11 protein-coding genes are annotated in these 12,397 nt (G+C 38.3%); 7 read left to right on the top strand and 4 right to left on the bottom strand.

Annotated elements, in window-relative coordinates:
• Nucleotides 1–47 precede the first annotated feature (47 nt).
• Together FLEMA_RS0107815 and FLEMA_RS0107810 are read left to right on the top strand one after the other, a co-directional pair.
• Entirely contained in the window at nt 48–413 is a 366-nt protein-coding gene (locus FLEMA_RS0107815; protein WP_026994982.1) for a cyclic nucleotide-binding domain-containing protein, read from the top strand.
• A 516-nt stretch (nt 414–929) separates the two neighbouring features.
• Nucleotides 930–1,757, top strand: a complete 828-nt coding sequence (locus tag FLEMA_RS0107810; protein WP_026994981.1) for a universal stress protein — start codon at nt 930–932, stop codon at nt 1,755–1,757.
• Between the two features lie 74 nt (nt 1,758–1,831).
• On the opposite strand, the gene FLEMA_RS0107805 is transcribed toward FLEMA_RS0107810, so the two are convergent.
• Both FLEMA_RS0107805 and FLEMA_RS67890 read right to left on the bottom strand, forming a co-directional pair.
• Nucleotides 1,832–2,893, bottom strand: a complete 1,062-nt coding sequence (locus FLEMA_RS0107805) for a response regulator (protein WP_026994980.1) — start codon at nt 2,891–2,893, stop codon at nt 1,832–1,834.
• 159 nt (nt 2,894–3,052) lie between these two features.
• On the bottom strand, nt 3,053–4,675 hold the full coding sequence (locus FLEMA_RS67890; RefSeq protein ID WP_044171083.1) for a sensor histidine kinase: 1,623 nt from the start codon (nt 4,673–4,675) through the stop codon (nt 3,053–3,055).
• 379 nt (nt 4,676–5,054) lie between these two features.
• Here FLEMA_RS67890 and FLEMA_RS0107795 point away from each other — a divergent pair, with 379 nt between their 5' ends.
• From FLEMA_RS0107795 to FLEMA_RS0107785, 3 genes are all read left to right on the top strand, one after another.
• The gene (locus FLEMA_RS0107795) at nt 5,055–5,717 is read left to right on the top strand and encodes a hypothetical protein (RefSeq protein WP_044171081.1); all 663 of its coding nucleotides are present in this window, start codon (nt 5,055–5,057) and stop codon (nt 5,715–5,717) included.
• A gap of 11 nt (nt 5,718–5,728) precedes the next feature.
• Nucleotides 5,729–6,256 carry a GNAT family N-acetyltransferase gene (locus tag FLEMA_RS0107790; RefSeq protein WP_052354017.1) on the top strand — a complete coding sequence of 176 codons (528 nt, stop codon included), beginning with the start codon at nt 5,729–5,731 and terminating at the stop codon, nt 6,254–6,256.
• Nucleotides 6,257–6,338: 82 nt separating this feature from the next.
• Nucleotides 6,339–8,054 carry an IlvD/Edd family dehydratase gene (locus FLEMA_RS0107785; RefSeq protein WP_026994977.1) on the top strand — a complete coding sequence of 572 codons (1,716 nt, stop codon included), beginning with the start codon at nt 6,339–6,341 and terminating at the stop codon, nt 8,052–8,054.
• 38 nt (nt 8,055–8,092) lie between these two features.
• Here FLEMA_RS0107785 and FLEMA_RS0107780 read toward each other — a convergent pair whose 3' ends face one another.
• Nucleotides 8,093–8,287: a hypothetical protein gene (locus FLEMA_RS0107780; protein WP_026994976.1), complete on the bottom strand. Its 195-nt coding sequence runs from the start codon at nt 8,285–8,287 to the stop codon at nt 8,093–8,095.
• A gap of 261 nt (nt 8,288–8,548) precedes the next feature.
• On the opposite strand from FLEMA_RS0107780, the gene FLEMA_RS0107775 reads away from it, so the two are divergent.
• The gene (locus FLEMA_RS0107775; protein ID WP_026994975.1) at nt 8,549–9,958 is read left to right on the top strand and encodes a glycoside hydrolase family 125 protein; all 1,410 of its coding nucleotides are present in this window, start codon (nt 8,549–8,551) and stop codon (nt 9,956–9,958) included.
• 57 nt (nt 9,959–10,015) lie between these two features.
• On the opposite strand, the gene FLEMA_RS0107770 is transcribed toward FLEMA_RS0107775, so the two are convergent.
• On the bottom strand, nt 10,016–10,837 hold the full coding sequence (locus FLEMA_RS0107770) for a transglutaminase domain-containing protein (protein ID WP_044171077.1): 822 nt from the start codon (nt 10,835–10,837) through the stop codon (nt 10,016–10,018).
• Between the two features lie 791 nt (nt 10,838–11,628).
• On the opposite strand from FLEMA_RS0107770, the gene FLEMA_RS0107765 reads away from it, so the two are divergent.
• Nucleotides 11,629–12,393: an SDR family oxidoreductase gene (locus tag FLEMA_RS0107765; protein WP_026994973.1), complete on the top strand. Its 765-nt coding sequence runs from the start codon at nt 11,629–11,631 to the stop codon at nt 12,391–12,393.
• Nucleotides 12,394–12,397 lie beyond the last annotated feature (4 nt).

The following is a 12,397-nucleotide window of genomic DNA, read 5'->3' as shown; positions in this document are numbered from 1 at the left end:
ACTAGCTATCTGGCATAATTTAGCATCTTCAAGCAAGACACGAAAAAATGAGAGAAACTGAAAGAAAAATTTTGGCAAGTGGTATTGAATTAAGTTTCAAAGGTGGCGAATTTTTGTACAGGAAAGGGCAGGAAGCTGAGTTTGTTTTTTACTTAAAAGATGGAAAATTTGAGCTCATCGATGGCCATAATGACCCTATTAGAATAGAGGGATTCCGATGTTTTTTGGGGTTGGAAGAACTCCTTTCCGACAAGCAGCATCGCTACAGTGTGAAGGCATTATCTAATGCTCAGGTACTCGTTTTTGAAAAATCTTTACTCAATACTCTTATTTACGAATATGAATTAGCACAACGCTATTTTATGTTGAAAATGTGCGATTATATGGCGTTTCATGAAAGCGTATATGAATAATACCCAATGGGCTAACAATCAAAATACTTCAAAAACCTTTGCTCAATAATGGCACAATTATTAGGTATATAACAAACGGGTACAAAACCACCTTGTATCCGTTTGTTATACAGAAAAAACAAAAACTGTAAGTGCATTCGCTAGTGTGCCAACTAGCAAAACCATTAACCATTTGATAATCAATATTATAAAAAATCATTCCCTAATTATTGTATAAATAACGATTAAACAATAACCTTCAAAAGAGACGCTCTACCTACAGAATAACAGTATTTTTACTTATACATTTTTCTTTTTGTTTAGCGTCATTTTGAAAGAGAGCGTCTTTTTTACATACATAACAATTTTTCTTGAAACATGAATTGATAGCTTTCACCCCAAAATATGATTTTTGTCATATTTTGAGTACTCAGAAAGCGTAAACTTTACAAAAATAAAGCTCAAAATAATGAGTATTAGTAGCACCTTTATCGTTATTTTGTAGTTTATCATATTACAAAATATAACAATTGTGCCATGAAAAAGATACTAGTCCCCACCGATTTCTCTGAACTATCATTGGCAGCGTTAGATATTGCTGCAATGTTTGCCAGAGCTACCGCCGCCGAGATTGTTTTGTACCACAAGGACTACATTAGTTTGCCTTATATCGACTATGTAGAGACCCCAATTACAACATTCGATGTGGAAGCTATTGAAGAGCAACACAATCAAACACAAAAAAGGCTAGGACAAATCATTAACTCGCCAAAGTATGAAGGACTTACGATTGTAACCTATAATACAGATGATTTTGAAGAGCTTGGAGCATCTATAGCCGAACGTACCGACATCGACCTTATTGTGATGGGTTCGGAAGGGGCAAGTGGATGGAAAGAGTTTTTAGATGGTTCTAATTCAGAGAGTGTTGTTCGCCATGCACACTGCCCTGTTTTGGTAATCAAATCACCCATTAGCAGTTTTTATCCTAGAAAAGTACTTATTGCTGTTGATTTTGAAACACCTTTCGATGACAAAGTATTGTCATTACTCAACAAAGAGGTAGAGCAAAAATACATTGTTTATGTAAATGCGTCTGACGATTTTGAAGATACCCGCAGCATCAAGAAAAAAATGCGTGCATTTGAGCAAGAACATAATATAACTGACCATGAGTTTGTCATCTACAATGACTTCAGTGTAAGCAATGGTATTATTCACTGTGCCGAAGACTTACAAGTTGATTTGATTGTTATGTCAACCAAAGCTAGATCAGGAATTAGCCATTTCCTTTTTGGAAGTGTTACAGAAACCGTCCTGAATCATTCTGATATTCCGATACTAGCAACTATTGCACATCATTAATTATTGTGAACAGTATGTCGTGAGCAAACATACCTTAATAATAAACGGCGGTTGTTTCCAACCGCCGTTTTGTGTTAATTTCTTAAATTAGCCAGCTTTTTTTCATCAATAATAGTAATTTCGCTGCCGCTGATTTCTATTAATTTATCAGACTTAAATTCGCTCAAAGTACGTATTAACGACTCGGTAGCAGTACCTACAATCGACGCTAGGTCATCGCGCGAGATTTTCATGGTAAACCGTTCGTTTTCGCTATTTTTGTATTTTTTCTGCAACAACAAAAGGCCATCGGCCACTCTTTTTCTCAACGAATTATACGCCATTCCTAATAGGTATCTTTCTTTGTCGGCAATGCTATTGGCTAGCATTTTGATAAACTTATTGGCTACTTGTTGATTTTTTGAAATCAACTCCATAAAATCATGCTTGGGAATACCTACGATTTGACACTCTTCTAGGGCTTCGGCAGTTTCTTGATAATCGGTATTTTCAATGATAGCGATATGTCCAAAAAAATCACCTTCGTTGTATAAGCCTGTTACAAACTCTTTGCCGTCACGGTTGGTATTATAGGTTTTGATTTTCCCGGCCTTCAAGAAGTAAAATTTAATAGGCTCGTCGCCTTCCGAATAAATAATTTGCTTCTTTTTAAGGGTTGTAACCTTCCTGTCGGTCGAAAGCTCCGACAAATCTTTGTATTTACTTGCCTCCGAGTACAATTCATCGATATGTTCGGTAGTAACTTTGCCCGATCCCTGAATCAATTGTTCTACCTTTTTCAAGCGGCTTTCAATAGCATTTAGCAATTCTATTTCATGAAAAGGCTTGGTTAAGTAATCATCAGCCCCCATTTCCATTCCTTTTCTAAAGTCATTACGTTCTGTTTTGGCAGTCAAAAAGATAAATGGAATTCCTTGTAAATCAGGATTTTGATTAAAAATATGTAATACGCCATAGCCATCCAGTATAGGCATCATTATATCGCAAACCACAATATCGGGTCTTTGTGTCATGGCTTTTTCAACACCTTCTTTGCCATTCGATGCTGTGACTACCTCATAATTAGCCAATTCCAAGATTTCGGCAGTAGTTTCTCGGATATCGTCGCTATCTTCTATTAATAATATCGTTTTCATACAATTGACGGAGCTATTTTTAGTTATTCTGACGACAAAAGCATCAGGTTTTACAATGATAAGTATGCGGTTTTAGGTAAGATTTTCTTGTATTTGTTTTCTTTTACCATGGTAGTCTAGTCTATTCAATATATCTGATAATCAGTAGTATAACCATAATTAGTCAGCTTGTTTGGATTCTTCTATATAGTCAAATTCGGCAGAAACAGTAGTGCCAACACCCAGCTTGCTCTGAATACTCACCTTTCCGTTGAGCAACTCGGTATACTTGGCCACAATATGCAAGCCCAAGCCTGTACCCTGAATATTGGTGACATTGAGGCCCCTAAAAAAGCGGTCGAATAAATGCTTTTGGTCTTCCTCCGAAATACCAATCCCTTCGTCTTTGACGGCAAGGGTAAACTTTGAACCTTTACGAGTAATAAAGATATGAATCGTGGTATTGACATTGGAGAATTTGCTGGCATTAGAACATAAATTAATCAATATCTTACGCAAAAGCGATTTATCTGAATGAATAGCAGTACCAACCTCGTTGTGGTACTTAATCATTTGTCCAGGCTTCAAGAGATTTCTCAAATCAGAAATAGTATCATTAACTAGCTCGTCGAGATTAAGCCAAGCATAAGTAGCTTCAACTTTGCCTTCTTCGAGCTTTCCTACCGACAAAAATTCTTCCAAAATATCGGTTAGATTACTCACTGCCGACTTGATTCGTAACAAGTGTTTCTCTCGTTTTTCTTGGTCGTCGGTAAGTGGGTATTTGGCTATTAAGGAAGCCGACGAAAGAATCGCCGTAAGTGGCGTTCTAAATTCGTGCGATGCCATAGCCACAAACCTAGATTTCAATTCGCCTAGTTCTTTTTCTTTGCTCAAGGCCAATTCTAGTTCGTGCTTCGACTCCTCTAGGTCTTTGAGGGTTTCGACCAAAGCATTGGTTCTATTCATTACTTCTTGTTCAAGACTTTCATTGAGTTTTTTGATTTCCTGATTTTTTAAAATCATTTCCATCTCAATTTTTTTCTTGTAAGTAATATCATTGATAAACGATATGAAGTAGCTATTGCCATTTTGTTCAAAATAGCTCAAACTAATTTCTACCGAAAACAGCGTTCCATCTTTTTTTCTTGCTTTGAGGTCGAGGCCAATCCCCATAGGTCTAATTTGGGGTTTGTCCAAATACTTAGCTGTATGATGGCGGTGAGTGTCGGCAAGGGTAGTCGGTAGCAATGTTTCGATTGGCATACCCAGCAGTTCGTCGGGGTCATAGCCAAACAGGCTATTGGCAAAGCGATTGGTTAGTACAATTTTACTAGCTCTATCAATCATGACAATACCAATGGCGGCGTGCATAAACAACGCCTCGAATCGGGCTTCACCCTCCGAAAACCTCAGCTGTGAATATTTTTCTTGTTGAATATCGCTAATATTAATCAGCCACTTGGTTTGGCCTTTATCTTCGAGGGGAGTTACCTGCAAACGTCCCCAAAACTTTTTACCCGATTTTCGTACAAAACTATTTTCTTCTATCCAGCTTTTTTCGTCGTTAATCGACCGAGCGATTTCTTCATCTAAGCTTTCTTTGAGCTGATTTAGCCGAATACCTCTGCTGTATAACAAATTAAAGTCTGCTAATTTTTCGGTCTCAAACATCAGCAACCCCTTTTGATTCACGTAATCAAACTGTTGTTGGGTAGGTTCGTAAATGCCTATAAATAAGGGGCTATTTTCAAGGGCTATTTGGCAAAAGTTTTGCCCTAAACCTAGTTCATTTAGTGTCATAGAAAAAAGGCTTTATTTTGAACTAAATACTTGTGTTAGCTACCAAAGGGTTAACATGCTATCAATCAACAAAATACACAAATCGCCTATCCATTTAATAGACACAATATGATTTAAAGTTTTGGCAGTTAAACTCTCAGGAAAAGTATTGATATATTTGGCAAATAGTAGTTGCCTTTATTCCTGTTTATTTTGTTGCTCTTAATAATATTTTTGCAAGATGCCCTCTTATACTAAATCCAAGCATATTCTTCCAAAATAGAGAATACAATTGTACTTTTCAATTATTTAGTTTTCATATTAATATCATGGTAAAGATACGTAATTTGTATGATACACGGTAAATTAACATCTTTGTAAATCAGATTATTTTCTAAAAATGCAAAAATCAAAAATCAGATTTCTTATTGGTTGTTTTATGCTCATTGGCCTTATTGTAGGGGTATTTGTTTACGAGCGTTTAGAAAACCAAGAAAATACAGCTATACTACCTACGCTACCCGACGAAGTTTTTCAACAAGCCCTTTCGCATGAAGACTCTCTATTTTTGGGTCATACTAAAGCCCATCAAGATACCATCTTGGTAAAATGGCAAGTACCACAGTTTGATTATGAGTTTGTTATCACTGAGAAGGATACCACAAAACGGCTTTATGTAATGCGTCATAATCGTGTATATGCCCAGAAAAAACTACCGCAACTATTTACCCTAAACCAGCTAAGCTATGAAGTAGCCGACCTCAACTACAACGATATTCCTGAAGTATATTTGTTTTATAAAACATCTAACGAGACAAAGCTCTTGGCCTACGAATTAGGGAAAAATACCCTCATCGGCTTCTCACTACCTCCATTATACGGTCGTCAAGCTTTTGGATATGCAGGACACGACACCCTATTTATTGCCGACGGAAAAGTAATAAGGCAATTTCGTTTTAAAAACGCCCAATTTGCCCCATTTCCATCAGGTACACGTACCTGCGAATACAACTTGGGGTTCGACCTCAAATTTAGCATGAGTAAATCACTAGATACTGAATAAAATTTATGGACATGTCATTTCAAATTATCAAAGCACAACCTTCAGATTATCAGCATATTTCGCAACTATGCCAAACGATTTATGTCGAACATTTTTTGTATCTCTGGCTCGAAGGAGGTAAAGATTGGTATTTCAACAAAGTATACCGCCCAGATATAATCCTATCTGAAATCCAAGATACTAATAGCGATTATTTTCTGTTACAAATAGAACAACAATCGGTAGGGTATCTCAAAGTAAATTATGTCTACAATCAGCAGCCCGATATACTCGAAGTAGAACGAATCTACTTTCATAAAGCATTTGCAGGAAAAGGATTGGGTAAAAAACTGATGAATTTTGCTTTTGATTTAGCAAGGCAGTTACACAAGCAAAGCGTTATACTAAAGGCCATGGACAGTAGCATCGATTCTATTGCATTTTATCATAAAATGGGATTTGCCCAGATTGGCACTTATTTTCTTGCCGACTTTACCCTTATGAAACCCGAATACAGAGGGATGGTAGTATTAGAAAAAAAAATCAATGACGTAGTTTAACTAGCAAATAGAAAAATGCAACAACAAAATCATAATTCACTAACTCATAATTATCCCTCACAAATAAACCATAATATTTAACATGAAAAATAAAAGACTACGCTCGCAAGATTGGTTTGGTAAAGAAGGGAAAGATGGCTTTATCTACCGAGCATGGATGAAAAACCAAGGCATTCCAGCCGATTTTTTTGAAGGAAAACCTGTTATTGGTATTTGCAATACTTGGTCGGAGCTAACACCCTGCAATGCTCATTTCCGAGATTTGGCCGAATCTGTCAAAAAAGGAGTTTTAGAGGCAGGTGGTTTTCCTGTAGAGTTTCCAGTAATGTCTTTGGGCGAAACGCTCATTAAGCCTACAGCCATGTTGTATCGAAATCTGGCTAGTATGGACGTAGAAGAGTCTATCCGAGCCAATCCTGTCGACGGAGTAGTGCTACTGTGTGGTTGCGACAAAACTACCCCTTCGCTTATTATGGGAGCATGTAGTGTCGATATTCCTACTTTAGTTATTTCGGGAGGGCCAATGCTCAAAGGACATTGGCGAGGCAAAGACATTGGTACATCCGATGTTTGGCGTTTTGCAGAAGCTTATAAATTAGGCGAAATTTCTCAAAAAGAATTTGTTGAAGCCGAGGCTTGCATGGCTCGTACACAAGGGCATTGTGCCGTTATGGGTACAGCCTCGACAATGGCCACGATGGTAGAAGCCCTAGGGCTGTCGTTGCCCAATAATGCGGCAATTCCTGCGGCCGATGCACGCCGTAAGGTAATTTCACAGCTATCGGGCCGACGTATCGTAGACATGGTAAAAGAAGACCTTACCCTCTCGAAGGTACTTACCCGAAAAGCCTTTGAAAATGCCATTATGATTAATGCCGCAATTGGTGGCTCTACCAATTTTGTGATTCACTTATTGGCTATTGCTGGTCGTATTGGGGTTGAATTAAATATAGAAGATTTTGACAAATACTCGCATAATGTACCACTTTTGGCCAATATTCAGCCTTCTGGCGAGTTTTTTATGGAGGATTTATACTATGCAGGGGGCTTGCCTGCGGTTATCAAGGAACTGGCAAGTATTATCCATCAAGATGCCCTTACCGTAAATGGAAAAACGATGGGCGAAAATTGTGAAGATGCCGAAAAATTTGACCTCAATATTATTTCTTCGCTAGAAAATCCTTTCAAACCCGAATCGGGGATTGTTGTAGTAAAAGGCAACCTAGCGCCCAACGGGGCGGTTATTAAACCTTCGGCTGCAACGCCAAAACTCATGAAACACCGTGGACAAGCCGTTGTATTTGAAACCATTGAAGACTATCACGCTCGTATCGACGACCCTGCTCTGGAAATAGATGAAAATTCGATCATGGTACTAAAAAATGTAGGCCCCAAAGGATACCCCGGCATGGCCGAAGTGGGCAATATGGGAATCCCTAAAAAGCTATTACTAAAAGGCGTAAAAGATATGGTGCGTATTTCGGATGGACGAATGAGTGGCACAGGATTCGGAACGGTGGTTTTACACGTTTCGCCCGAAGCGGCGGCGGGTGGCACTTTGGCATTTGTCCAAAATGGCGATTGGATCAGCTTGGATGTCGAAAATAGAAGCTTAGAGCTAGAAGTATCGCCCGAAGAACTTGAACAAAGAAAACTCAATTGGCAACCCTTAGATTTGGGTATTAATCGGGGGTATGTAAACTTGTATATCAAGCACGTTGAACAGGCTCATCTCGGAGCTGACATGGATTTTTTGAAAGGAAAATCAGGTAGCACTGTTACCCGCGATTCGCATTAAAAAACACAATAGCCCATAAAAACTTTATGGGCTATTGCTTAGTGTTTACCATGCCTTCTACCCCATCCTTTTCCTCGGTGCTTTTCTTTCACTACTATTACTTTTTGAGGCTGTTGTACTACAACAGTTCTTACAGGACGACGACGCTCAACTACAACGGTTCTTTGTGGAGCACAATTTTCTAGGAAAAACAAAGAAAAAACTATGGCCAAATATTTTAAGTAAGGATTCATAATATGCTGTGTTAAGTATGTGTTTCTTTGACCTTAAAAACGTTCATCTATCATTTTATTTCACATTTGGTCATTAGAATTGAGTAAACGGTTAGATTATGTTATACCTTTCTACCCTCAATCCCTATTCTATAATATGGATAGAAAAGGCCAAGAATCATTGAAAAAAACCGAATTTTGTAGGCACTTTCTTGTAAAATATTCGTTCATATTAATACCCAATCCCCTTTCATTACCTTTTTATAAAAACTATTGAAATAGATGAACAGACGTAACTTTCTCAAAAACACATCTTTAACAACGCTTGGCATTGCCTTGTCTCAACCCAATATTTGGGCAAACAATGCCTTCCCGACAGTTCGGGTTGAGGCCAATAAAAGAAATTTTACCAGTGAGGCTGTCGAACAAACCATAGATAGGCTCAAGAAAAAAATTAAAGACCCCGAATTGGCATGGTTGTTTGAAAACTGCTTCCCCAATACTTTGGATACAACGGTGAAGTATCATGTCAAAGACGAAAAGCCCGATACATTTGTAATTACTGGCGATATAGATGCCATGTGGCTGCGTGACAGCACTGCACAGGTATGGCCTTATTTGCCCTTGGCCGCCAAGGATGCCCAAATCAAAAGCCTGATTGAAGGGGTTATTCGTCGCCAAGCAATTTGTTTGCTTATCGACCCTTATGCCAATGCTTTTTATGAAGGAAAAGGAAATAGCGAGTGGTCAAAAGACCTAACCGATATGAAGCCTGAATTGCACGAACGCAAATGGGAACTAGACTCGGTTTGTTATACTATCCGTTTGGCTTACAACTACTGGAAAACAACGGGCGATACAAGCCCATTCGATACCGATTGGAGCAAAGCTATGAAGTCGGTATTGGCTGTTTGTAAAGAACAACAACGCAAAAATGGAAGAGGAAGTTATCATTTTGGTAGAAATACCTTCTGGTCTACCGATACTGTTCCAGGCAATGGATATGGCAACCCTACAAAGCCTATTGGTATGATAAACAGCACTTTCCGCCCATCGGACGATGCCACGATTTTTCCTTTTTATGTACCTGCCAATCTTTTTGCTGTTGTATCCTTCAAGCAGTTGTCGGAAATGGCTAGTGTCATTTTGAAAGATACCACCTTTGCCAATGAATGCAAAGCATTGTCGACCGAGGTTGACACGGCTATCAAAAAGTATGCAGTTTATAACCATCCCAAATATGGAAAAATCTATGCGTTGGAGGTTGATGGCTTTGGCAATCATTTATTACAGGACGATGCCAACGTACCCAATTTGCTAGGTTTGCCTTATTTGCAAGCTGTGAGTAGCCAAGACCCTATTTATCAAAATACCCGCCAGTTTATTTTGAGTACCGACAACCCTTATTATTTTGTCGGAAAAGCTGCCGAAGGCATTGGCAGCCCGCACACTTTGGTCAATAATATCTGGCCAATGAGCTTGATTATGCGTGCTATGACCTCTAACAATGACCAAGAAATTTTGGCTCAATTGAAGTTTTTGAAAAATACACACGCAGGAACGGGCTTTATGCACGAGTCGTTCGACAAAGATGATTCATCGAAATTTACCAGAAAATGGTTTGCTTGGGCCAATACCCTTTTTGGCGAATTAATTTTGAAGATAGAAAAAGAAAGACCTCATTTATTGTAGAAGGCTTTTGTAGGCTCAATCAAGAACTCCTTTTATTGTTCCTGATTGAGCCTAATTTTATACTTTGGCTGATGGGATTTCGCTAGCTGTACCCTCTACCTCCTCAACCCAAACTCGCATATCAACCAACTGTGATGCCCCAAATTGAGTAATCAACGCTACGTCGGTGGCATCTCGCCCGTAGGCAATCACAATACGCCCTCCTGTAGTTCGCTCCTGAACGGCATCGAAGGTGTACCATTTACCCCCCAAAAACACCTCAAACCATGCGTGCAAATCCATGAATTTCAGGTCTTTGACATATCCTACAACCATTCTTGAAGGAATATTAATACTCCGACAAAGCGAAATAGCCAAATGGGTAAAATCACGACAAACCCCCACTTTGGTCTGAAGAATATCCAAAGCCGTTGTAGTTGAATACGTTACTCCATATTGGTATTCAATGTTTTGGTGAATCCACTCACGAATAGCCATAATTTGCTGATAACCCGACCAGATATTCTTTGTGATAGAAATAGCCAATTGCCCTATTTCATAGCTATCGGACTGACAATAACGGCTTGGAAAAAGGTATTGTAGGGTATCGCTTGGCAGGTTTTCGATTAGCACATATTCTGCCGAAATGTTTGAATCAATACTATGCTCTACTTCCGCTACTACCTCAGTTTTGATATGTACCTCGCCAACAGGCAACAACATTCGTTGACACAAGTTGCCAAAACAATCAAAATATTCGGTTACATGGGTAGATGGGCTAATAATTAAACGGTCTTCTTGAATAAACTGACCTTCCATACTTCTAGGCCGAAGCATAGTAACTACTGGCGTAGGTTCTTTAATTTGATAAGTGAATTCGGCACCAGCAATTAATTTCATACGTATTGTCTAAATGATGAATGTGTGAGTTGTGAGTTAGTGATTAAAAGTCTGGTAATCTGTTGTACAAAAATTAATAGGTATTTACCCTTAAAAGACACAAAATGAATAGAGCTTTGATGTTGTACCTAAGCGTTGCTCTACCTTTTGTTACCCCTGTGCATTTGTCCTGAAACTTTTGATATTTTTCAATGAACCTCCTTATTCTTAACAACAAAGTGTTTCTTGAATAGGTTGCTATTATACCAAAATCTATTCATCATATAGCCACACCTATCAACACAACCCGTATATACGATACGACTTGTGAGAAAGTGCAAAATCATTCTTTGCAACAAATGACGACTTCAATATTTAAGTGAGGCTTGTTTTTGAGAAAAAGATACTGTATCCATAGCTATACAAATATAGCGAAAAGAGGATGTATTTCTTATGCTGAAACCATGTATTTTGTCTAATTATGTCGATTTTAGGCCAATAATCAACTATATATTTGCTAATTTTCAATAAAATAGCCAATCCTGTTATCTTTTATATCAAAACGTTGTTATAATAGTCATTAAACTTCAAACGTAATTTACATCATATAATAAGTGATAATACCCAATTGTAAACAAACTAGACCTGTATATAATATGAATTACTCTTTTGAGCTTTCTAGTTTTGTTCTTTCATAACTTACACCTATCATTTAAAAAAGGGGTATTACTGTAGGTAATTGGCTCAAAGTTTTATCAAATCAGCATACAGTATTTTCAATACGGTATGTTACCAAAAACATTCATTAACTCATGGCAAACTGGCATTTAAAGGGTAAAAAAGCTCTTATTACAGGCGGTACAAAAGGTATAGGCAAGGCTACAGCTACCGAATTTCTGCAACTAGGGGCAGAAGTATTAATTATAGCTCGCAATGGTGAAGAAATCAAGGCCTGTCTTCAAGAATGGCAAACAATGGGATTTACAGCACAAGGTATTGCAGCCGATGTTTGTAGTGCCTATGACCAAGAAAATTATATATTCCCTATTTTGAAAGAATGGAAATCGCTTGATATTTTGGTCAATAATGTTGGAACAAATATCCGCAAAGAATTTATCGAATACGAAGCAGAAGAAATCAGACAAATATTTGAAACCAATATTTTTAGTGCTATCAGTATGACAAAACTCTGTTTTGAGTTTTTAGAAAAAAGCACTGAAGCCAGCGTTATCAATGTAAGCTCGGTAGCAGCCTTAGTAGATGTTGCTTCTGGTACACCTTACGGCATGACCAAGGCAGCCGAATTGCAATTTACTCGTAATTTGGCCGTCGAATGGGCCAAATACAATATTCGTGTCAATGCCGTTTCGCCATGGTACACCCGTACGCCATTAACAGAAACGGTACTAAATCAGCCAGCAAGGTTGCAGAAGATTATCGACAAAACCCCACTCAACCGTGTGGCCGAACCCGAAGAAATGGCTACAGCTATTACTTTTTTAGCATTGAAGGCTTCTTCCTATATTACAGGTCATAATTTGGTGGTAGATGGCGGTATGACCATAAAAACCTTGTAGTTTT

This window comes from Flectobacillus major DSM 103 (assembly GCF_000427405.1).
In the GTDB taxonomy this organism is placed as follows: domain Bacteria; phylum Bacteroidota; class Bacteroidia; order Cytophagales; family Spirosomataceae; genus Flectobacillus; species Flectobacillus major.
Note: the sequence above shows the minus strand (reverse complement) of the source record. Positions and strands in the feature narration are given on the sequence as shown.